Source organism: Micromonospora sp. SL4-19, assembly GCF_047921475.1.
Taxonomy (GTDB): domain Bacteria; phylum Actinomycetota; class Actinomycetes; order Mycobacteriales; family Micromonosporaceae; genus Micromonospora.
Map to the genome: position 1 here is coordinate 202053 of NZ_JBLROB010000004.1, position 20694 is coordinate 222746.

Here is a 20694-nt window from a genome sequence, read left to right on the forward strand (position 1 = left end):
TCAGTGCGCGGCCGGTGGCTCGAGCCGGGCCAGGATGTCGTCGTGCAGCGGGCCGTTGGTGGCGACGGCGCTGATCTCGTGGGCGCTGGCCCCGGTCGGGGCGGGCCGCCCGGCCAGGTCGGTGACGGTGCCGCCCGCCTCGGTGATGATCGGGACCAGGGCGGCGATGTCCCAGAGGGACAGCTCCGGCTCCACCATCACGTCCAGTGCCCCCTCGGCCAGCAGCATGTAGCCGTAGAAGTCGCCGTACGCCCGGCTGCGCCAGGTGTCGCGCATGATCTGGAGCACGGCGTCCAGCCGGCCCGCCTCCTCCCAGCCGCTCAGCGAGGAGTAGCAGAAGCTCGCGTCGGCCAGGTCCGTGACGCCGGAGACCCGGATCGGCGTGCCGGCGGAGAGGTCCGGTCCGGCGTAGGCGCCCGTGCCCAGGGCCGCCCACCAGCGCCGGCCGAGCGCCGGGGCGGAGGCGAGGCCGAGGACCGGGCGGTCGCCCTCCAGCAGGGCGATCAGGGTGCCCCAGACCGGTACGCCCCGGACGAAGTTCTTGGTGCCGTCGATCGGGTCGACCACCCAGCGCCGCCCGCCCGGCCCGGCGGCGGGCTGCTCGCCGTACTCCTCGCCGAGCAGGCCGTCGTCCGGCCGGTGCTCGGCCAGCAGCGCGCGGATCGACCGCTCGACGGCGGTGTCCGCGTCGGAGACCGGGGTCAGGTCGGGCTTCGACTCGACCCGCAGGTCCAGGGCGCGGAACCGGGCCGTGGAGACGGCGTCGGCGGCGTCGGCGAGCAGGTGGGCCAGGGCGAGGTCCTCGGCGTAGCCGGTCATGCCGGACACGGTAGCGACGCCACGGTGGCCGCGGCCGCGGGGCGCGCCGGTGTTCCGCCGGTCAGGAACCGGCGAGCGGATCGCCGGGGTTCCGGTCGGGCTCCCGGGGGTCGGTCTCGCCGGACCGGGAGGCCAGCAGCCGGCGGTACGACGCGAGCCGGCGCGGGTCGGCCTTGCCGGCGGCCACCCAGGCGTCCAGCGCACAGTCCGCCTCCTCGGCGGTGTGCTGGCAGTTCGCCGGGCAGTCGACCGTCCCCTCCACCAGGTCGGGGAAGCCGTGCAGCAGGCTGTCCGCGGAGACGTGGGCCAGCCCGAAGCTGCGTACCCCCGGAGTGTCGATGATCCAGCCGGCGGCGGCTCCAGGTCGCGGCGCGGCGCCAGACGCGCCGAGCTGGAGTTGCCGGAGGTCGCCGTCGGACGGCGGCTCCAGGTCGCTGCGCGGTGCCGGACGCGCCGAGCTGGAGTCGCCGGAGGGCAGCGGGGGCAGCCGCAGCGCCACCGCGCTGGTCGAGGTGTGCCGGCCCCGGCCGATCGCGCTGACCGTGCCGACCGCCCGGTCGGCCTCCGGGACGAGGCGGTTGACCAGCGTCGACTTGCCCACCCCCGAGTGCCCGACCAGCACCGACACCCGCCCGGCGAGAAGCGCCCGCAGCGCGTCCAGCGCCGAGTCCGGCCGGATCAGCACGTACGGCAGCTCCAGCTCGGTGTAGTAGTCGAGGACCGCCTCCGGTCCGGCCAGGTCGGCCTTGGTCAGGCAGAGCAACGGCTCGATGTCGGCGTCGTACGCGGCCACCAGGCAGCGGTCGATGAACCCGGTGCGCGGCGGCGGGTCGGCCAGCGCGCTGACGATCACCAACTGGTCGGCGTTGGCCACCACGACCCGCTCCAGTCGCCCCTCGGCGGTGGTCGCGTCGTCCTCGGCCGTGCGCCGCAGCACGGAGGTGCGCTCGGCGATCCGGACGATCCGGGCCAGCGCGCCGGGCGCGCCCGAGGTGTCGCCGACCAGCCCGACCCGGTCACCCACCACCACCGACTTGCGGCCCAGCTCACGGGCGCGCATCGCGGTGACGGTCGGGGCGTCCGGCTCGGCGTCGGGGAGCACGCAGGTGTAGCGGCCCCGATCGACGGCGATGACGAACCCGTCGACCGCGTTCTCGTGCCGGGGTCGGGTGCGCGTACGTGGGCGCGAGGACTTCCCGGGCCGGACCCGGACGTCGTCCTCGTCGTATTCCCGCCTCCTGGTCGCCAGGACGTCCCCCCGTCGCGTCAGCTCTTGCCGGTCACCATCCCCGACCATAGTGCCGGGAACTCCGGCATGGTCTTCGAGGTGCACGCCACGTCGTCCACCTCGATGCCCGGGACGGCCAGCCCGGCGACCGCCGCGGCGTGCGCCATCCGGTGGTCGGCGTACGTCCGGAACGTCCCGCCGCGCAGCGGGCGGGGCCGGATCTCCAGCCCGTCGGTGGACTCGGTGATGTCTGCGCCCAGCCCGGTGAACTCCTTGGCCAGCGCGGCGATCCGGTCGGTCTCGTGCCCCCGGATGTGCCCGACCCCGGTCAGCCGGGACGGTGAGTCGGCGAGCATCGCCAGCGCGGTCAGCGCGGGGGTCAGCTCGCTCACGTCGGACAGGTCGGCGTCCAGGCCGTGCACCCTGCCGGTGCCGCGGACGGTCAGCCCGGCGGTGGTCAGTGTCACCTCGCCGCCCATCCGGGTCAGCAGGGAGCGGAGCTGCTCGACCGGCTGCATGCTGCTGCGCGACCAGCCCTGGAGGGTCACCTCGCCGCCGGTGACCAGCGCGGCGGCGAAGAACGGCACCGCGCCGGAGAGGTCCGGCTCGATCTCCCAGCCGCGCCCGGCCAGCGGGCCCGGCTCGACCACCCAGACGTCGGGCGTGGTGTCGTCGACCGCGGCCCCGGCGGCCCGGAGCATCTGCACGGTCATCCGCAGGTGCGGCGCGGACGGAACCGGTGGCCCCTCGTGCCGGACCACCACGCCCCGGTCGAAACGGGGCGCGGCCAGCAGCAGCCCGGAGACGAGCTGGCTGGAGGCGGAGGCGTCGATGATCACCTCGCCGCCGGTGACCCGGCCGGCGCCGAGGACCGCCAGCGGCAGGCTGCCGGTGGCCGGGGTGTCGATGCGGACGCCGAGCGAGCGCAGCGCCCCGATCAGCGGGCCGAGCGGGCGGACCCGGGCCTGCGGGTCGCCGTCGAACGTGACCCGGCCGTCGGCGAGGCCGGCGACCGGCGGCAGGAAGCGCATCACCGTGCCGGCCAGGCCGACGTCGACGTGGGCGGGGCCGACCAGCCGGTGCGGCCGGACCAGCCAGCGCTCGTCGTCGGAGACCGACATGTGGGCGCCCATCGCCCGCAGCCCGCCGGCCATCAGCTCGGTGTCCCGGGCGCGCAGCGGCCGGTCGAGCGTCGAGGGGCCGTTGGCCAGCGCGCCGAGCACCAGGGCCCGGGCGGTCATCGACTTGGACCCCGGCAGGCGCAGCGTGGCGGCGACCGGGTCGGTGGCGGTTGGTGCGGTCCACGGCTGCGGCGGCCGGGTCGCGGTCAGGTTCCCCACGCTCACATTCTGCCAACTCCCGCGGCCGGCGGAACCACGTGTCGTGCCGGCTCCCGGCTGGCGGGACAGCCGGAACGCCGGTGGCGCGTTAGCGTGTGCGCCATGTGCGGGAGGTACGCGACGAGCCGGAGTGCGGGCGACCTGAGCGCGCTGTTCGAGTCGTCCGACGAGACCGGCGGCGTCGACCCGGACTTCAACGTCGCCCCGACCGACCCGGTGCCACTGGTCCGGCTGGCGCCGGAGGGGCACCGACTGCTCTCCGCCGGCCGCTGGGGTCTGGTCCCGCACTGGTCCCGGACGCCCGCCGGCGCGGCCCGCATGATCAACGCGCGGGCGGAGACCGTCGCCACCAGCCGGGCGTACGCCCCGTCCTTCGCCCGCCGACGCTGTCTGGTCCCCGCCGACGGCTGGTACGAGTGGGTCCGGGAGCCGAACGGGCGGCGGCAGCCCTACTACATGACCCCGGTGGACGGGTCGGTGCTGGCCTTCGCCGGCATCTGGTCGGTCTGGGGGTCGGCGGACGCCGCCCTGCTCACCTTCAGCGTGCTGACCACGGCGGCGGTCGGCGAGCTGGCCGAGGTGCACGACCGGATGCCGCTGCTGCTGCCCGAGGAGCGGTGGGCTTCCTGGCTCGCCCCGACCGACGAGCCCGCCGCACTGCTGGCTCCGCCCGCTCCGGAGTGGCTCGCCGGGCTGGAGATCCGCCCGGTCTCCCCGGCGGTCGGCGACGTCCGCAACGACGGACCCGGGCTCACCGCGCGGGTTTCCGTGATGGGAGGCGGGGCCGCTGCGGAAATGACCCTGTTCTGATCACTGTCGGCGCATTGTCGTGTGCTGATTTGCCGGGTTGCGCCTGGAACGTCGCCCGCACGTTTAGCCATGTTTACAGCAGGGCCTTGTCCCGGTGTCCATAAGTGCGATAGAACACAGCGCCGGTGTTGGGCGTCTGTTCGCACGGGGCGGATGACACCCATCGATCTTCCATGATCATTTCTGCCGGTCCCACGGGGGAGGTGGGTGTATTGACACGGGCGCGAATGCCCCGTCCGCACGAGGTTGCCGCCGCACGACGAGATCCGCGACTGCTACGGGCGTTGCGTGAGCGGCGACAGGACGAAGCGTGGCGGACCAGAGGAACCTGTCAGAGTGTGGACCCGGAAACGTTCTTTCCGGCGCCCAACGAACCGGCCGACGCGGCCGTGGCGCTCTGTCGCAGCTGTGATGTCCAGGGATCCTGCCTGGCCTGGGCGCTGGATGTGGGCGACTGCCACGGCGTCTGGGGTGGCACCACGCCCCGCGAGCGGCGGGCGATGCTCGTCGCCTGGCGCAGCGAGGTGCAGCCGGATCCGGACGCGGCCGACGCCGCCGGTCCGCCGGTCCGCGACCGCCTGCTCACGTTGGTGCCGTTGAGCTGATCAACAGCCCCGCCGGCGGCGGACCGGCCCGCACCGCAAGCAGAATGGGCCGGTGCGGAACAGCGACGAGATCGAGACGCCCCGCGGGCCGGCCCGGATCGCCACCGATCTGCCGGCCGGCCCGCTGGGCGCCCTGCTGGTCCTCGGCCACGGTGCGGGCGGTGACGTGGACGCTCCGGACCTGTTGGCGGTCCGGGACGCGGTGCTCGGCGCCGGGGTGGGCGTGATCCGGGTGACCCAGCCGTACCGGGTCGCCGGGCGGCGCGCCCCGGCTCCGGCCGCGCAGCTCGACGAGGCGTGGACGGCGGTGCTGGCCACGCTCCGCGCCCGCCACCCCGATGTCTCGAGCTGGGTCGTGGGTGGCCGCTCCAGCGGCGCCCGGGTCGCCTGCCGTACGGCCACCGCGGCCGGGGCGGCCGGGATCGTCGCCCTGGCGTTCCCGCTGCACCCGCCGGGCCGCCCGGAGCGCTCGCGCGCCGACGAGCTGCGCACCGGCCTGCCCACCCTGGTCGTCAACGGCGACCGGGACCCGTTCGGGGTGCCGGAGCCGGGCCCCGGCGTCGAGGTGGCGACCCGCCCCGGGGAACGGCACGACCTGCGCCGCGACCCGGCCGGCACGGCCGCCGTGGTGCACGACTGGCTGTGCGCCCACGGCTGGACGATTCACTGACCGCCACCCAGGGCGTGGCCGCTCGGGTCACCACGGGTCGACCGCGATCTTGTCCGGGTTCGCGGCGCGGCGCGGTCGGGGCGTGACCGGGGGTGGCGGCGGGTCGTTGCATCGGATGGTGTCGGATGCGCGTTTCGGGCATCCGGGACCATCCTCCCAGGCCCTTCCTGGTCCCAGCGCCGGCCGCGACCGGCGCCGGGACCAGGAACGGCGGGTGGCGGCGGAATGAGCCGGCCCGCGCCGCGCGTTGCTACCCCTGGACGACATTTCCAGCCGAGGGGGGTGACCGGTGCCGACCGAGACACGGAGCCGGGAGCGGGACGAGCGGGACGAACGGGCGCTGAGGCGGCTGCTCGACGCGCCGGAGTGGCCCGCGGAGGCGGCGGCGGCGGTGAGTACCAGCACACCGGCCGGAAGTGAATCTACGGGCAGGTCCGTGCGCGTATCCTCGGCGGGGAAGCATCCGACGCGAGGGGATGTGCGGTTGACCACCGAGAAGACGGACGAGCGCAGGGCCCGCTTCGAGCGGGACGCGATGCCCTTCGTCGATCAGCTCTACGCCGCCGGGCTGCGGATGACGCGGAACCCGGCGGATGCCGAGGACCTGGTCCAGGAAACCTACCTGAAGGCGTACTCCGCCTTCCACCAGTTCGAGCAGGGCACCAACCTGAAGGCCTGGCTCTACCGGATCCTGACCAACACCTACATCAACTCCTACCGGAAACGGCAGCGCCAGCCCGTCCAGGCGCCCACGGACGAGATCACCGACTGGCAGCTCGCCGAGGCCGAGTCGCACACGTCCAGCGGGCTGCGCTCGGCGGAGACCGAGGCGCTCGACCGGCTGCCGGACAGCGACGTCAAGGAGGCCCTCCAGCAGTTGCCGGAGGAGTTCCGCCTGGCGGTCTACCTGACCGACGTCGAGGGCTTCTCCTACAAGGAGGTCGCCGACATCATGGGCACGCCGATCGGCACCGTGATGTCGCGGCTGCACCGCGGCCGCCGTAATCTGCGCAAGCTGCTCGAGCAGTACGCGGCGGAGCGGGGGTTCACCGCCGCGCCGTCGAAGGGTTCGACCGCTGCCGCCGGCCGGGAGGTGTGACCGTGAGCTGTGGAGAGCCGCACGAGACGGACTGCCGTGAGGTGATCGCGGAGGTCTACCTCTACCTGGACCTGGAGTGCGCCGAGGAGCGGCGCGTCCTGATCCGGCACCACCTGGACGAGTGCGGGCCCTGCCTGCGCGAGTACGGCATCGAGCAGGAGGTGAAGGCGCTGGTCGCCCGCTGCTGCGGCAACGAGACCGCGCCCGAGCAGCTGCGGGAACGGCTGCGCGTCCGGCTGGCCGAGCTGGTGGTCTTCGAGACCACCGACTCCCGCGAGCTCGCCGACTGAGCGGGACCGCGACGAGCTGAAGACACCGGTGGCCCGGGTCCGTTCGGACCCGGGCCACCGCCGCGTCCCGACGATCAGGAGTTGGGGCGCTTGCCGTGGTTCGCGCTGCTCTTCTTGCGGGCCTTCTTCTTGCGGGCCTTCTTCGCCATGCTCTGCCTCCTTGTGCTGGTCACGGTCCGGCCGCGGCGAGCGCGGCGGAGGTCGCGTACCGGTCCTCCGCAGCTGGGGACCGACCGCGCTGATGCTAGTGCCGGCGGCGGCCCCACGGGTCCGGCGGGGGCGGAACCGGCGAGCCGTCCGCTCTCTGCCCAGAGGTGACCGGGCTCATGATTGGATACCGTTCGCAGGAACACCGGTGGAGAGGGAGGGCCGTGAAGATGGCCGAGGAGATCCGCGCCGAGATGGTGGCGAACGTCTGGAAGGTCGTCGCGTCGGCCGGGGACAGTGTGTCCGAGGGGGACACGTTGGTGATCCTGGAGTCGATGAAGATGGAGATCCCGGTCGTCGCCGAGTCCGACGGCGTCGTGCGGCAGATCGCGGTCAACGAGGGCGACGTCGTGCAGGACGGCGACCTGATCGCGGTGATCGGTTGAGCGGCCTCCTCGTCCGCCGGGCGGAGCCGGCCGACCATCCGGCGGTGGCCCGCCTGACGGTCGCCGCCTACGAGGCGGACGGGCAGCTCAAGGGCGAGAACGGCTACGGTGTGGCGCTCGCCGACGTGGCCGGCCGCGCGGAGACCGGCGAGGTGCTGGTCGCCGTCGACGAGGCCACCGGCGAGATCCTCGGCGCCGTCCTGTTCGTGCTGCCCGGCACCCGGTACGCCGAACTCTCCGGCCCGGGCGAGGCCGAGTTCCGGATGCTCGCGGTCGACCCGGCCGCGCAGGGTCGGGGCGCCGGATCAGCCCTGGCCCGGGCCTGCGTGGCCCGGGCGGCCGAACTCGGCTGCTCGGCGGTGGTGATCTGCGTACGCGCCGGCATGGCCGCGGCGGCGCACCAGCTCTACGCGAGGCTGGGCTTCGTCCGGGTGCCGGAGAAGGACTGGTCGCCGCTGCCCGGCGTGGAGCTGCTGGGCCTGCGCCTGGACCTCGCCGCCCGCCGCTGACGACGGCCCGTCCACGCCGCCACGCTGCCCGCCCACGCGACCCGCGGACGGCTCAGTCGGTGGTGGCGATCTTCGCCAGCAGCTCGTCGGCCACCTCGAGGGCGATCTTCTTGCGTTCGTCGTCGGTGATGTCCGGGGTGCGGACCGCGAACCAGCTGCTGTGCACGGCGAACAGGGTCAGCGCGGCTCGCAGTTGGGCTGCCGCCGAGTCGTCGCCCCGGCACAGCTCGTTGGCGAGGCGCATCATCCGCTCCCGCATCTGCTGGCCGGCGGTGAGGCTCTTCAGCACGGTCTGGTTCTGTTCGAAGAAGCGCATGACCGCCGGCAGTTCGCCGGCGAACATCGTGTCCGCGTAACTGGCGATCAGCGCCCGGCGGGTGGCCAGGGTGGCGGGCTGGCCGTGCGCCCACTCGATCAGCTCGTCCATCCGGCGCAGCCGGTCCTCGACGAAGCTGTTGACGATCTCGTCCTTGCTCTTGAAGTGGTAGTAGAGGGCGGCCTTGGTCACTCCCAGCCGCTCGGCGATCTCCCGGAGCGAGGTCTTCTCGTACCCCTGCTCGGTGAAGAGCTCCAGCGCGACGGCTTGAATGCGTTCCCGCGTGCCGCCTGTGCTCTCCCTCACGCTTACCACCTATCTCGCTTGACGGTTTTCCGACCACCAACTTACCGTGCGGCTAGTAAGGTAACTAGCCGGGCGGCAAGTAAGTCGATCACACTTTCGGGGGAGCTTACCCATGACTCAGTCAGCTCAGGCCATAGCGCGACCCAACGTCCGGGTCGTGCTGTTCGGTCTGATGATCGCGATGATGCTCGCGATGCTCGACAACATGATCGTCAGCACCGCGCTGCCGCGGATCGTCTTCGAGTTCGGCGGGGCCGGCCACTTCACCTGGGTGGTCACCGCGTACGTGCTGGGCACCACGGTCTCCACCCCCATCTGGGGCAAGCTCGGTGACCTCTACGGCCGCAAGACCGTCTTCCTGACCTCGGTGGTCATCTTCCTGATCGGCTCCGCGCTCTGCGGCATGTCCGGTTCCAGTCTCCTCGGCGGCGTCGACCACGGCATGATCGAGCTGATCGCGTTCCGGGCCGTCCAGGGCCTCGGCGCCGGTGGCCTGATGGTCGGCGTGATGGCGATCATCGGTGATCTGGTGCCGCCCCGCGAGCGGGGCCGCTACCAGGGCATGATCGCCGGCATCATGGCCATCGCCATGGTGGCCGGCCCGCTGGTCGGCGGCTTCATCACCGACCACCTCTCGTGGCGCTGGGCGTTCTACGTCAACCTGCCGCTCGGCGGTGTCGCCCTGCTCGTCCTCGCCACCACCATGCACCTGCCGAAGTACCGCACCGAACACAAGATCGACTGGTTCGGCGCGGCGCTGCTCTCGGTCGGCATCACCGCGATCGTGCTGGTCACCACCTGGGGCGGCAACGAGTACGACTGGGTCTCCCCGCAGATCCTCGGCCTCACCGCCCTCGCCGCGGTCGCCCTGGTGACCTTCGGTTTCGTCGAGCGGCGCGCCGCCGAGCCGATCCTGCCGCTGGGCCTGTTCGCCAACCGGAACTTCGCCCTCATCTCGGTGATCGGCTTCCTGCTCGGCTTCGCGATGTTCGGCTCGATGAGCTTCCTGCCGCTCTATCAGCAGACCGTGCAGGGTGCGTCGGCCACCAACAGCGGCCTGCTGCTGCTCCCGCTGATGTTCGGCATGCTCGTCGTCTCGCTGGTGGTGGGTCGCACCATCACCAAGACCGGCCGCTATCGGGCCTTCCCGATCATCGGCGGTGTGGTGATGACCGTTGGCATGGGCCTGCTGACCCTGCTCGACCTGAACACCAGCAAGACCCAGTCCTCGCTCTACATGATCGTGCTCGGCGTCGGCATGGGCTTCCTCATGCAGACCTCGATGCTGATCGCGCAGAACAGCGTGGAGCAGAAGGACCTCGGCGCGGCCAGCGGCGCGGCGACCTTCTTCCGCTCGATCGGCGGCTCGTTCGGCGTCGCGCTCTTCGGTGCGATCTTCGCCAACCGCCTCGCCAGTTCGGCCGCGGGCGGCGCATTCTCCGGCGGACGAGGCGGCGAGGGCGGCGCCATGAACCTGGAGAAGCTCAAGGAGCTGACCGGCCCGGTCCGGCAGGCCGTCCTCGGCACCCTGGCCGACGCCATCTCCCACGTGTTCTTCTGGGCGGTGCTCTTCACCGTCGCGGTGCCGGTGCTCGCCTGGTTCATCAAGGAGGTTCCGCTCCGCTCGGCCAACGACACCCCGCCCACCGAGGCCACGCCGGAGGACCAGGCCGAGGTCGCCCTCGGCAGGGCCCCCACCGCCTGACCCGCAGTCTCCGCGGCCACGTCGACCCCGTTCCGGGGTACGGCGTGGCCGCGCCGCGTTCGGGCGCCGTCCGGCTCCAGGCCCCGGCGTGCCGGCTCGGTCAGGGGTGCCGGAAGAGGGCGGCGAGGTGGCGGCGGAGGCGCGCGAACAGACCCGGTCGGGACCGGTCGTCAACGGTGCCTCGGATCAGCTCCCGGGCCAGGTCTCGGGTGGTCGGGTCGAGGTCCGGGGTGGCCAGCGCCAGATGCGCCAGCGACACCACGATCGGCACCCGCCGCTCCCGGGCCACGGCCGCCGCGTCGGCGAGTCGCTCGGCCACCACCCCGGCCACGTCGGGGCGTGCGGCCGGGTCGACCCAGGCGGCGGTGACCAGGGCGAAGAGCGCGCACTCGGTGATCCAGTCCTCCACGCCCCAGACCAGCTCCAGCAGCACCCGCCGGCGGGTGGACTCCGCCCAGGGCTCGTCGGTGCGATGGTGCAGCAGGCCGAGGCAGGCCCAGACCTGCACGCAGCGCACCCACAGCGACGGGTCCTGGCCGGCGAGCACCCGGCCCAGCGCGGTGGCCGGGGCCTCGGGCGGGTGCACCAGCAGGCCGAGCAGGTCGGCCAACTCCAGGGTGGCCAGCCCGACCGCGGTGTCGTACGCGGCCGGTGGGTGCGGCCAGGCCGGGCGGGCGAGCTGACGGATCCGCTCGGCCGCCTCGGCCGAGGGCGCCGGCAGGGTGGGCGCGGCGACGGTGCCCTCGTACCGCCAGAGCGGGCGGGTGGTGGCCCGACGGGGTTCCCGCGGGTCCGGGTCGGCCACCGTGGCCACCTCGACGTCCAGCCCCGGCACGGCCGCCGCCACGGTACGCATGGCGCTGGGCGGTTCGAGCGCGTCGAGGCGTACGGCGGCTCGGGCACCGCCCTCGACCGCGAGCGCCCGGCGCAGCGCGTCCAACACCGGACCGCCGGCCGGGGTCACCTGCCCGAGCCAGGGGCGGCTGCGGCAGCACTCGGCCAGGTCGCCGTGCTCGTGGCTGTCGTCCGGGTGGTCCCGGGCGAAGTCGGCGAGGGCCACCAGGTGGGCCGGGTCCCCGTCGCGCTGGAAGCGCAGCCGGTGCGCGGTGTGCACCGCGCAGTCGAACGTGGGGTCCTTCGCCAGCGCCCGGTCGATCCAGTCCAGCGCCTCGTCGAGCCGGCCGTGGTCGGCGAGGGTGCCGGCGATGTCGGCGTAGACCGCGAGGTCGTCGGGGTCGAGCGCGACGGCCCGGCGGAGCGCGGTGAGGGCGTCCCGGGTCCGGCCGGCGCTGCGGTACGCGTATCCGAGCCAGACCTCGCCGAGCTTGCTGGGCTGTGCGCGTACCCCCCGGGCGGCCCAGGTGACCGCGAGGGTGGCCTCGCCGAGGCGCCGGGCCAGCGCGGACGCCGCGCCCAGCAGCAGCGGGTGGCCGGGGTGCACGGTGACCGCGTTGCGGGCCAGCGTGAGGTACGCCCGCAGCGGGTCGCGGAGACGGCGGGGCACCGGATCGGGCACCGCCGCGCAGAGCTGCATGAGGATCCGGGCGGTGCGGTCGGGGTCGAGCCGTTCGGGCAGCTCGGGGGCGGTCACCCAGGGCACGCCGGCCCAGTCCGCGCCGGGCGCGTGGCCGGTGGCCGCGGCCAGCAGGTCGAGCCCCTCGGCGGGACGCCCGGCGGCGGCGAGCAGGTGGGCGCGGGCCACCACCGCGCCGACGAAGGCGTGGTGACCGAGCGGGAAGAGTTCCAGGTCGCCCCCGCTGGCCGCGGCCACCCGGGCGAGCGTCTCGTGCACCTCGGGCAGCGTCGGGGCCTGGACGAGGGCGGTGGCGACGTGGTCGGCGGCGTGCGGCAGGTCCCCCTCGGCCAGCGCCAGCCGGGCCAGCGCGAGCTGTTCCGCCGCAGAGAGCGCAGGGTCGTCCTCGGGCACGTCGTCCTCTCGATGGTCGCTCCGTCAGCCGGGAAAGCCTAGGGGATCACCCGTCCGCATGGTGATCCACTGCGCACTACTGTTCGTTCCATTGCTCGTTCCGATTGAAAAGTGCAAGACTGAGCACCGATCGCGCGGCAATCGCGCAGGAGGAGGTCTCTCGTGACGCGTCCAGGGGCCGGCATGGCCGCCGACATCGACGAGCAGCCGGCCGGTTACGACCGCCTGCTCTCCGCCGAGCACGCCGCGGAAATCGCCCAGGTCGCGGCGGTGATCGCCGAGCGCCGGCCGCGGCACGTGGTCTTCACCGCCCGGGGCACCTCCGACCACGCGGCGCTCTACGCGGCGTACCTGGCCGAGATCCGCCTCGGCCTCCCCGCCGGTCTCGCCTCGCCGAGCGCCATCACCGTCTTCGGCGCCCGGCCCGACCTCTCCGACGCTCTCGTGATCGGGGTCAGCCAGAGCGGCGGCTCGCCCGACCTGGCCGAGGTGCTGCGGGTGGCCCGCGCCTCCGGCGCGCTCACCCTCGCCGTCACCAACAACCCCGACTCTCCGCTGGTGCGCACCGCGGAGCTGAGCGTCGACATCGCCGCCGGGCACGAGCGGGCGGTCGCCGCCACCAAGACGTACACCGCCGAGCTGCTCGCGCTGCTGATGCTCATCGAGGGGGTACGCGCCGGCGACGGCGTGCTGCCCGCCGAGGAACGGGCCGCCCTGGAGCGGCTGCCCGAGCTGGCCGAACGCACCCTGGCCGACGCCACCCCGGCGCAGCTCGCCCCGCGCTACCGGTTCGCCGCCCAGCTGGTCACCACCGGCCGGGGATACGCGTACCCGACGGCCCGGGAGGCGGCGCTGAAGCTGATGGAGACCTCGTACCTGCCGGCGCTCGCCTTCTCCGGCGCCGACCTGCTGCACGGCCCGCTCGCCATGACCGACCCGGACGTCCCGGTGCTCGCCGTGGTCGGGTCCGGCCCGGGCGGGCAGTCGATGCGTGAGGTGCTGCCCCGGCTCGGCGAGCGCCGCGCCGACGTGGTCGTCGTCGGCTCCGCCGAGGTCGACGCGAACGCCCGGATGGCCGTCCCCGAGGTCGACGAGCGGTACGCCCCGCTGCTGGACATCCTCCCGCTCCAGCGGCTCGCGCTCGCCCTGGCGCTGGCCCGGGGCGAGGACCCGGACTCGCCGCGCGGGTTGAAAAAGGTCACGGCGACGATGTGACGGTCGGCGTGGCACTCTGTTCAGCGTGTCCACGCTGCGCGACCTCGCCGAGGAGCACACCCAGCTCCGGCCGGCCGACATCGACCACCTGCACCGGATCGCCGGCGACTGGCAGATGCTCTCCGACCTGTCCTTCGCCGACCTGCTGCTGTGGGTGCCGGTGGACGGCGACGGCACGTTCCTCTGCGTGGCCCAGGTCCGCCCGACGACCGCGCCGACCGCGTACCTCGACGACCAGGTCGGCCGGATCGTCGGCGGGCCGGAGGTGGCGCACCTGGAGGTCGCCCACCGACAGGGCCGGATCTGGCGGGAGGGCGACCCGGTCTGGTACGGCGACGTGCCCGCCCGGCACGAGGCGATTCCGGTGCGGCTGCGCTCCGCCGACGGGGAGGCCGGCGAGGTCATCGCCGTGGTCGGCCGGGACACCAACCTGTCCACCGCGCGTACCCCGAGCCAGCTCGAGCTGAACTACCTGACCACCGCGGACGACCTGGCCCAGATGATCGCCGACGGCACCTTCCCGCCGCCGCGGCACCCGGGCGAGACCACCTCGGCGCCGCGGGTCGGCGACGGGCTCGTCCGGCTCGACGCCAACGGCAAGGTCACCTACGCCAGCCCGAACGCGCAGTCCGCGTACCGCCGGTTGGGCTACGCCTCCCACCTGGTGGGGGAGGACCTGGCCAAGCTGCACCGCCGGCTGGCCAGCGATCCCCTCGAAGGCACCGACGCCGGCAACGCGGTGCTGGCCGCGCTGCGCGGCGAGGCCCCGCCCCGGCGGGAGATCGACGCCCGGGGTGCCACCATGCTCACCCGGGCGCTGCCGCTGATGCCGGCCGGCGTGCCGATCGGCGCGCTGGTGCTGGTCCGCGACATCACCGAGGTGCGCCGCCGCGACCGCGCCCTGATCACCAAGGACGCCACCATCCGGGAGATCCACCACCGGGTGAAGAACAACCTGCAGACCGTCGCCGCGCTGCTCCGCCTCCAGGCCCGCCGGGTCTCGATGCCGGAGGCCCGGGTCGCCCTGGAGGAGTCCGTACGCCGGGTCGCCTCGATCGCGCTGGTGCACGAGACCCTCTCCCTGTCCAGCGACGAGGCGGTCGAGTTCGACGGCATCGTCGACCGGGTCGCCAGCGCGGCCACCGAGGTCGCGGCCACCGAGGTGACGGTCGGCATGCGCCGGCTGGGCAGCTTCGGCGTACTGCCCGCCGAGATCGCCACCTCGCTGGTGATGGTCCTCAACGAGCTGCTGCTCAACGCCGTCGAGCACGGCTTCCCGTCGGCCGGGGAGGAGGGTGCGGCCGGCCCGGCCGGCGCGGTGACGCCCGAGGTGGTGGTCTCCGCGCACCGGCTCCGCAAGCAGCTGCACGTCTCCGTGGCCGACAACGGGCGCGGCCTCCCCGAGCAGTTCGACGCCGAGCGCGGCGGCAACCTCGGCCTCCAGATCGTCCGGGCCCTGATCACCGGCGAGCTGCGCGGCACCATCGAGCTGCGCAACGGCGCTGCGGGCGGCACCGAGGCCGTGCTGGTCGTCCCACTCGCCCGCGGCACCACCGACCGCCTCACCATCAGCGGGTGAGCAGGGCGACGGTGATGCCGGAGCGGAGCCAGACCTGGCGGACGGTGAAGGCGTCCCGCAGGGCGGTGCCCTTCTCGCCGGGTACGGCGGCCAGCGGGTCGGTCCGTGAGCCGGCGACCACCAGCCAGAGCCGCTCGACGCCGGCCAGGCACTCCGCGGGGCGGTCGCACTCGTCGGCCCAGAGGTCCGCACGTTGGCGCTGATCCTGGACGACCAGCGCGTCGCGGGGTAGCCGTGACCCCAGCTGGTAGGCCATCCCCAGGTCGAGGAGGAGCCAACTGTCCCGGGGCGAGTACGCGATCGCGTCGCCCGGCTGCTCGTGCGCGGCGATCACCTGTGCCGCACCCCGGTAGTCGACGAGAACGCTGCGCGGCCACTCGTGCGTACGGCGCAGTGCCGCCTGGTCGGGCAGGCTGAGCAGCCCGGCCAGCGTCACCACGGCGAGCGCCGGTGCCAGGCGTACGCCGGGCAGTGCCGCGCCGGCCAGCAGGCACGCGAACGGGACGGTGAAGAGCAGGTACCGGGTCACCCAGAGCGGCACGAGCGCCCCGGCGGCGAAGAGCAGCAGCACCGGCAGCAGGACGGCGGCACCCGGCAGCAGCGCCCGCCGGCCGAGCCGGACCGCCCCCAGGGCGGCGAGGCCGAGCAGCAGCCCGCCCACCACCGCGCTCTGCGCCACCCCGACGGGCAGCGCCGCCAGGTCGGCGGGGCGCACGAGATGCACCCAGTCGAGCTGTCGGGAGCGCTGCGCCCGCGCGGCCAGTACCAGCGGGCCGACCAGCAGCGCGGTCGGCAGCAACGCGGCCACCCACCCCCAGGCCGGCCCAACGGAGGGCGCGGCTCTCCGGCTGCCCGTCGGCCGCGCGCCCACCCTCTGCAGCCCGGCCGCCGCCGGCCCCCGCACGGCGGTGAGCAGCACCGCGAGCCCGTGCGCGGCGAGCAGGGAGAGGGCGATCAGGTGGGTCAGCCCGAGGGCCGCCACGGCGAGGGCGTACCCGGTCCAGCGTCGCCACGTCGGCCGGCGTAGAGCCCCGACCAGCAGCAGGGTGGCGAGCACGGCGAGCAGCGTGGCGAGGGCGTACGGGCGGGCCTCCTGGCCGTACCGGGCGGTGCCGGGGAGGAGGGCGAAGAGCAGCCCGGCGAGCAGGCCGCCCCGGGGGCCGACCAGCCGTTCGCCGAGCCGGGCGGTGAGCCCGGCGGCGGCGGCCATGGCGAGCGCGGACGGCAGGCGCAGCGCGGCCGGCGAGGCCCCGAGCAGCGCCGTCCAGCCGTGCAGGAACAGGTAGTACGGCCCGGTCGCGGCGTCGATCGTGCCGGCCAGCCGGACCAGGTCGCCGACCGGGCGGGTGGCGGCGCTCCAGGTCGCCAGCTCGTCCCGCCACGGCTGCGCCCGGCCGATCCCGGCGAGGGTGATCGCCAGCGTGAGCAGCGCCGGCGGCGACCAGACCAGCCACCCCCGGCGGCCGCCGGTCGTCCCGCCCGGTCCGGGTTCCGAGGCTGCGGTCACATCCCGCAGCGTCACACAGCGGAACCGCCCGTCGGGCCGGTCCGCCGATCCGGGACGGTGGACCACGCCGGCCGGCGGCCTGCGCCGAGCACCACGACGCCGGCCAGCACGCGGCAGCGAACGACGCCGATGGATGGCGGTGGCCCGTGATGTGGGATCACCGCCGTGCATGGTGGCCGGGGCCCGACGGGTGTGGCAGCATATGGCGCATGACCGCCGCTGTCGTCCGCCGCTTCGTGGCCCGCCGCCACGTCGATTACGGCCGCGTGCGCAGCGCGATCTGTCCGGCCCACTGACGACGCCCGACCAATTTGTCTCGGGCGCGCTCGCGCCGGCCGTCTCCGACATCGCCGTCCACGGCCCTCCACCAGGGCCGGCCGTCGCGTCCGCGTATCCGTGGCACCGCAGACAACGGAGGACGCCGCGATGGCGGTCAGCAGCACCCCCACCCGGTCCGAGAACCCACCCGCAGCGCGGGCGCCTCGTCGCCCCCGGGGCGAGGGGCAGTGGGCGCTCGGGCACCGCGAGCCGCTCAACCCCAACGAGCGGATCAAGAAGGACGACGATCCGCTGAACGTGCGCGCCCGGATCGAGAACATCTACGCCCACCGGGGCTTCGCCTCGATCGATCCGCAGGACCTGCGCGGCCGGTTCCGCTGGTGGGGCCTCTACACGCAGCGCAAGGCGGGCATCGACGGCGGGCGCACGGCCGTGCTGGAGCCGCACGAGCTGGAGGACGAGTTCTTCATGCTCCGGGTCCGGGTGGACGGCGGTCAGCTCAACCTGGCACAGCTCCGGGTCATCGCGGACATCTCCCGGGAGTTCGCGCGGGACACCGCCGACATCACCGACCGGCAGAACATCCAGTTCCACTGGATCCGGGTCGAGGACGTGCCGGAGATCTGGCGCCGGCTGGAGGCGGTGGGCCTGCAGACCACCGAGGCGTGCGGCGACTGCCCCCGGGTGTTCTGCGGCAGCCCGGTCGCCGGGGTGGCCCGGGACGAGGTGCTCGACCCGACTCCGGCGCTCGACGAGATCGTCCGCCGGTACGTCGGTGACAAGGAGTTCTCCAACCTGCCCCGCAAGTTCAAGTCCTCGATCTCCTGGCTGGTGGACACCCCGTACGAGGCGAACGACATCGCCTTCCTCGGGGTGGAGCACCCGGAGCACGGCCCTGGCTTCGACCTCTGGGTCGGCGGTGGCCTCTCCACCAATCCGATGCTGGCCAAGCGCCTCGGCGTCTGGGTGCCGCTGGCCGAGGTGCCGGACGTCTGGGTCGGAGTGGTCGGCATCTTCCGCGACTACGGCTACCGCCGGCTGCGTAACCGGGCTCGGCTGAAGTTCCTGGTCGCCGACTGGGGCGTGGAGAAGTTCCGCGAGGTGCTGGAGAAGGAATACCTGGGCCGGACGCTGCTCGACGGCCCGGCCCCGGAGTTGCCGGCGAAGCCGGTCGACCACATCGGCGTGCACCCGCAGCGCGACGGCCGCAACTACGTCGGCGCGGCCCCGGTGGTGGGCCGGGTCTCCGGCCCGCAGCTCGCCCGGCTCGCCGACGTGGTCGAGGCGCACGGCAGCGACCGGGTACGCCTCACCCCGTACCAGAAGCTGCTGGTGCTGGACGTGGCGCCGGAGCGGACCGACTCGCTGGTGGCGGAGCTGCGCCGGATCGGCCTGGAGGCGCGGCCCTCGGCCTGGCGGCGCGGCACCATGGCCTGCACCGGCATCGAGTACTGCAAGCTCGCCATCGTCGAGACCAAGGCGCGCGGCGAGGAGTTGGTGGCCCGGCTGGAGGAGCGGCTGCGCGACTTCGACGCCGACATCTCCATCCACCTCAACGGCTGCCCGAACGCCTGCGCCCGCACCCAGGTCGCCGACATCGGGCTCAAGGGCCAGCTGGTGGTCGGCCCGGACGGCCGCCAGGTGGAGGGCTTCCAGGTGCACCTGGGCGGCGGCCTCGGCATGGCGCACGGGCAGACCGCCGGCTTCGGCCGCAAGCTGCGCGGCCTGAAGGCCACCGCCGAGGAGCTTCCGGAGTACGTGGAACGGCTGGCCCGCCGCTACCTGGCCGGCCGGACCGAGGGCGAGACCTTCGCCAACTGGGTGATCAGGGTCGACGAGGAGGAACTCCGATGAGCGACACCCGTTCCGTGCCGCTGTACTGCCCGTACTGCGGGGAGGAGGACCTGCGGCCGAGCGAGGCCGGCCACGGCGCCTGGGAGTGCCACGCCTGCGCGCGGGTCTTCACGGTGAAGTTCACCGGCCTGCTCACCCGGGCGGTGTCCCGGTGAGGGGCCTGCCGTCGGCGGCGAACCTGGGCCTGGTCGGCATCGGCGGTCCGGTCCCCGCCGACCCGCTGCGCCGCGACCCCGAGGAGTTGCGCGCGCTCGCCGAGGAGGCCGGCCGGGAGCTGGCCACCGCTCCCGCGCTGGAGATCGCCCGCTGGGCCGCCGAGACGTTCGGCGACCGGTTCTGCGTGACCAGCTCGATGGCCGACGGGGTGCTGGCTCACCTGGTCTCGCGGGTGGCGCCGGGCGTCGACGTGGTCTTCCTGGACACCGGGCTGCACTTCCCCGAGACGCTCAAGGTCCGCGACGAGGTGGCTCGGCGACTGCCGGTCAACGTGCGGTCGATCCGACCCCGGATGACCGTCGGGCAGCAGGACGGCCAGTACGGCCCCCGCCTGTTCAGCAAGTCCCCGGACGACTGCTGCCAGCTGCGCAAGGTCGAGCCGTTGGAGCGGGCGCTGACCGGATACGACGCCTGGGCCGCCGGGCTGCGCCGGGACGAGTCGCCGACCCGGGCCAACACACCGGTGGTGGCCTTCGACGCCCGACGCGGCAAGGTCAAGGTGAACCCGATCGCCGCCTGGACCCAGCGGGACGTCGACGCCTACGTCGCCCGCTACGACATCCCGGTCAACGAGCTGTTCAGCCGTGGCTACGGCTCGATCGGCTGCTGGCCCTGCACCCGCCGGACCCAGGCGGGGGAGGACCCGCGGGCGGGCCGGTGGGCCATGTTCGAGAAGACCGAGTGCGGCCTGCACAGCTGAGCCCCGACCCGCCGGTGGTGCTGGTCGCGCACGGTAGCCGTGACCCGCGGGCGGCCGAGGCGACCCGGGCGCTGGCCCGGGCCGTGGCGGCCGCCCGCCCCGGCAGCACGGTGCGGCCGAGCTGGCTGGACCACACCGAGCCCGGGCCGACCGGCGTGCTGCGGGACTTCGCCGCCGCCGGTCACCCCCGGGCGGTGCTGGTGCCGCTGCTGCTGACCGCCGCATACCACCGGAAGGTCGACATCCCCGCGGCGGTGGCTGCCGCCGGGGCGGGCGGGCCGCTGATCGACGTACGGGTCACCGACGTGCTCGGGCCGGCCGACGGGACGGTGGACGTCGGACTGCTGGCCGGGTTGCGCCGCCGGCTGGCCGAGGCCGCCCCGGCCGGGTACGACGCCCTGGTGCTGGCCGCGGCGGGTACCCGGGATCCGCGGGCGCGCGGCTCGGTGGGCCGGGTCGCGGCCGCTCTGGGCGCCGAGTCCGGTGTCCCCTGCCACGTGTCGTACGCCTCGGCGGCGTCCCCGGAGGCCGGCGTCGCGGTGGCGAAGCTGCGCGCGTCCGGGGCCCGGCGGGTGGCGGTGGCCGCCTACTTCCTGGCTCCGGGCCGGTTCCACGACGCGGTGGTGACGACGGCGGGTGCGGCCGGTGCGGTGGCCGTCGCAGGCCCCCTCGCCGACCTGCCCGAACTCACCGACCTGGTCCTGCGTCGCGTCGACGCTGCGACCAGGGGTGGGGCCGGGGCGGGTCAACTACGGTGACGAGCGTGGCCGGGGGGAGTCGTGGTCCGGGCAGCAAGACGCCCCGGCGGGTGACCCGACCGGGGCGTGCAGCTGTGGTGCGATCAGGCGGAGTGAGCGCGCAGCACCCGGAGACCGCCGCGGCGCTTCACCGCGCGGCGCTCCTCCTCGCTCATCCCGCCCCAGACGCCGGCGTCCTGACCGGACTCCAGCGCCCACTGCAGGCACTGGTCGGTCACCGGGCAGCGCCGGCAGACGGCCTTGGCCTGCTCCACCTGCAGGAGGGCCGGACCGGACGTCCCGATCGGGAAGAACAGCTCCGGGTCCTCGTCGCGGCAGACGGCATCGTGGCGCCAGTCCATGGCGGCAACACTCCTCATTCTGGATGGG

General features: G+C 74.1%; 22 protein-coding genes. 14 read left to right on the plus strand and 8 right to left on the minus strand.

Translation table 11 applies throughout. The features are described from left to right. From hisN to aroA, 3 genes are all read right to left on the minus strand, one after another. Nucleotides 1-819, minus strand: a complete 819-nt coding sequence (hisN, locus tag ACNAVT_RS08720) for a histidinol-phosphatase (protein WP_416294497.1) — start codon at nt 817-819, stop codon at nt 1-3. A gap of 61 nt (nt 820-880) precedes the next feature. After that, a complete protein-coding gene (gene rsgA, locus ACNAVT_RS08725) occupies nt 881-1921 on the minus strand; it encodes a ribosome small subunit-dependent GTPase A (RefSeq protein ID WP_416294708.1) in 1041 nt (346 codons plus the stop codon). Between the two features lie 164 nt (nt 1922-2085). Further along, the gene (aroA, locus tag ACNAVT_RS08730; RefSeq protein WP_416294499.1) at nt 2086-3387 is read right to left on the minus strand and encodes a 3-phosphoshikimate 1-carboxyvinyltransferase; all 1302 of its coding nucleotides are present in this window, start codon (nt 3385-3387) and stop codon (nt 2086-2088) included. 102 nt (nt 3388-3489) lie between these two features. Between aroA and ACNAVT_RS08735 the strand changes: the two genes are divergently transcribed. From ACNAVT_RS08735 to rsrA, 5 genes are all read left to right on the plus strand, one after another. Beyond that, complete coding sequence (locus ACNAVT_RS08735; protein WP_416294501.1) at nt 3490-4197, plus strand: SOS response-associated peptidase; 708 nt, start codon at nt 3490-3492, stop codon at nt 4195-4197. A gap of 212 nt (nt 4198-4409) precedes the next feature. Next, nucleotides 4410-4802 carry a WhiB family transcriptional regulator gene (locus tag ACNAVT_RS08740; RefSeq protein WP_416294503.1) on the plus strand — a complete coding sequence of 131 codons (393 nt, stop codon included), beginning with the start codon at nt 4410-4412 and terminating at the stop codon, nt 4800-4802. Nucleotides 4803-4854: 52 nt separating this feature from the next. Then, the gene (locus tag ACNAVT_RS08745; protein WP_416294505.1) at nt 4855-5472 is read left to right on the plus strand and encodes an alpha/beta family hydrolase; all 618 of its coding nucleotides are present in this window, start codon (nt 4855-4857) and stop codon (nt 5470-5472) included. A gap of 289 nt (nt 5473-5761) precedes the next feature. Beyond that, nucleotides 5762-6571 (plus strand): sigma-70 family RNA polymerase sigma factor, encoded by an 810-nt coding sequence (locus ACNAVT_RS08750; protein WP_416294506.1) that lies wholly within the window; start codon nt 5762-5764, stop codon nt 6569-6571. Nucleotides 6572-6573: 2 nt separating this feature from the next. Beyond that, the gene (rsrA, locus tag ACNAVT_RS08755) at nt 6574-6861 is read left to right on the plus strand and encodes a mycothiol system anti-sigma-R factor (RefSeq protein ID WP_416294508.1); all 288 of its coding nucleotides are present in this window, start codon (nt 6574-6576) and stop codon (nt 6859-6861) included. Nucleotides 6862-6935: 74 nt separating this feature from the next. Here the strand turns inward: rsrA and ACNAVT_RS08760 are convergent, their stop codons facing one another. Next, a complete protein-coding gene (locus ACNAVT_RS08760; protein WP_369752275.1) occupies nt 6936-7010 on the minus strand; it encodes a 50S ribosomal protein bL37 in 75 nt (24 codons plus the stop codon). Between the two features lie 222 nt (nt 7011-7232). Here ACNAVT_RS08760 and ACNAVT_RS08765 point away from each other — a divergent pair, with 222 nt between their 5' ends. Then, nucleotides 7233-7454, plus strand: a complete 222-nt coding sequence (locus ACNAVT_RS08765) for a biotin/lipoyl-binding carrier protein (RefSeq protein WP_416294510.1) — start codon at nt 7233-7235, stop codon at nt 7452-7454. Further along, nucleotides 7451-7963, plus strand: a complete 513-nt coding sequence (locus ACNAVT_RS08770) for a GNAT family N-acetyltransferase (protein WP_416294512.1) — start codon at nt 7451-7453, stop codon at nt 7961-7963. The genes ACNAVT_RS08765 and ACNAVT_RS08770 overlap by 4 nt, the downstream gene beginning before the upstream one ends. Nucleotides 7964-8015: 52 nt before the next feature. Here the strand turns inward: ACNAVT_RS08770 and ACNAVT_RS08775 are convergent, their stop codons facing one another. Further along, entirely contained in the window at nt 8016-8585 is a 570-nt protein-coding gene (locus tag ACNAVT_RS08775) for a TetR/AcrR family transcriptional regulator (protein WP_416294514.1), read from the minus strand. A 112-nt stretch (nt 8586-8697) separates the two neighbouring features. Between ACNAVT_RS08775 and ACNAVT_RS08780 the strand changes: the two genes are divergently transcribed. Further along, a complete protein-coding gene (locus tag ACNAVT_RS08780; protein ID WP_416294516.1) occupies nt 8698-10290 on the plus strand; it encodes an MDR family MFS transporter in 1593 nt (530 codons plus the stop codon). A gap of 100 nt (nt 10291-10390) precedes the next feature. On the opposite strand, the gene ACNAVT_RS08785 is transcribed toward ACNAVT_RS08780, so the two are convergent. Further along, nucleotides 10391-12217 (minus strand): tetratricopeptide repeat protein, encoded by a 1827-nt coding sequence (locus ACNAVT_RS08785; RefSeq protein WP_416294518.1) that lies wholly within the window; start codon nt 12215-12217, stop codon nt 10391-10393. 183 nt (nt 12218-12400) lie between these two features. Here ACNAVT_RS08785 and ACNAVT_RS08790 point away from each other — a divergent pair, with 183 nt between their 5' ends. Together ACNAVT_RS08790 and ACNAVT_RS08795 are read left to right on the plus strand one after the other, a co-directional pair. After that, nucleotides 12401-13432: an SIS domain-containing protein gene (locus ACNAVT_RS08790; protein WP_416294711.1), complete on the plus strand. Its 1032-nt coding sequence runs from the start codon at nt 12401-12403 to the stop codon at nt 13430-13432. Nucleotides 13433-13457: 25 nt separating this feature from the next. Beyond that, nucleotides 13458-15011 (plus strand): histidine kinase N-terminal domain-containing protein, encoded by a 1554-nt coding sequence (locus ACNAVT_RS08795; RefSeq protein WP_416294520.1) that lies wholly within the window; start codon nt 13458-13460, stop codon nt 15009-15011. Here the strand turns inward: ACNAVT_RS08795 and ACNAVT_RS08800 are convergent. Continuing rightward, entirely contained in the window at nt 15001-16518 is a 1518-nt protein-coding gene (locus ACNAVT_RS08800) for a glycosyltransferase family 39 protein (protein ID WP_416294522.1), read from the minus strand. The genes ACNAVT_RS08795 and ACNAVT_RS08800 overlap by 11 nt on opposite strands. A 426-nt stretch (nt 16519-16944) precedes the next feature. Between ACNAVT_RS08800 and ACNAVT_RS08805 the strand changes: the two genes are divergently transcribed. Genes ACNAVT_RS08805 through ACNAVT_RS08820 form a run of 4 tightly spaced genes read left to right on the plus strand, consistent with a single transcriptional unit; the run spans nt 16945 to nt 20325 of the window. Next, nucleotides 16945-18651, plus strand: a complete 1707-nt coding sequence (locus ACNAVT_RS08805; protein ID WP_416294524.1) for a nitrite/sulfite reductase — start codon at nt 16945-16947, stop codon at nt 18649-18651. After that, nucleotides 18648-18806, plus strand: a complete 159-nt coding sequence (locus ACNAVT_RS08810) for a hypothetical protein (protein WP_416294526.1) — start codon at nt 18648-18650, stop codon at nt 18804-18806. Before ACNAVT_RS08805 ends, ACNAVT_RS08810 begins: the two co-directional genes overlap by 4 nt. After that, a complete protein-coding gene (locus tag ACNAVT_RS08815; protein WP_416294528.1) occupies nt 18803-19567 on the plus strand; it encodes a phosphoadenylyl-sulfate reductase in 765 nt (254 codons plus the stop codon). The genes ACNAVT_RS08810 and ACNAVT_RS08815 overlap by 4 nt, the downstream gene beginning before the upstream one ends. Further along, nucleotides 19549-20325 (plus strand): sirohydrochlorin chelatase, encoded by a 777-nt coding sequence (locus ACNAVT_RS08820; RefSeq protein WP_416294530.1) that lies wholly within the window; start codon nt 19549-19551, stop codon nt 20323-20325. The genes ACNAVT_RS08815 and ACNAVT_RS08820 overlap by 19 nt, the downstream gene beginning before the upstream one ends. A gap of 83 nt (nt 20326-20408) precedes the next feature. On the opposite strand, the gene ACNAVT_RS08825 is transcribed toward ACNAVT_RS08820, so the two are convergent. Beyond that, nucleotides 20409-20666, minus strand: coding sequence for a WhiB family transcriptional regulator (locus ACNAVT_RS08825; protein ID WP_073834718.1), 258 nt, complete (start codon nt 20664-20666; stop codon nt 20409-20411). Between the last annotated feature and the right edge of the window lie 28 nt (nt 20667-20694).

What these genes read in the sequence shown, in the direction of transcription:
- hisN (WP_416294497.1), bottom strand. Translation starts at nt 819, where the DNA reads ATGACCGGCTACGCCGAGGACCTCGCCCTGGCCCACCTGCTCGCCGAC.
- ACNAVT_RS08735 (WP_416294501.1), top strand. Translation starts at nt 3,490, where the DNA reads ATGTGCGGGAGGTACGCGACGAGCCGGAGTGCGGGCGACCTGAGCGCG.
- ACNAVT_RS08780 (WP_416294516.1), top strand. Translation starts at nt 8,698, where the DNA reads ATGACTCAGTCAGCTCAGGCCATAGCGCGACCCAACGTCCGGGTCGTG.
- ACNAVT_RS08790 (WP_416294711.1), top strand. Translation starts at nt 12,401, where the DNA reads ATGGCCGCCGACATCGACGAGCAGCCGGCCGGTTACGACCGCCTGCTC.
- ACNAVT_RS08805 (WP_416294524.1), top strand. Translation starts at nt 16,945, where the DNA reads ATGGCGGTCAGCAGCACCCCCACCCGGTCCGAGAACCCACCCGCAGCG.
- ACNAVT_RS08810 (WP_416294526.1), top strand. Translation starts at nt 18,648, where the DNA reads ATGAGCGACACCCGTTCCGTGCCGCTGTACTGCCCGTACTGCGGGGAG.
- ACNAVT_RS08825 (WP_073834718.1), bottom strand. Translation starts at nt 20,666, where the DNA reads ATGGACTGGCGCCACGATGCCGTCTGCCGCGACGAGGACCCGGAGCTG.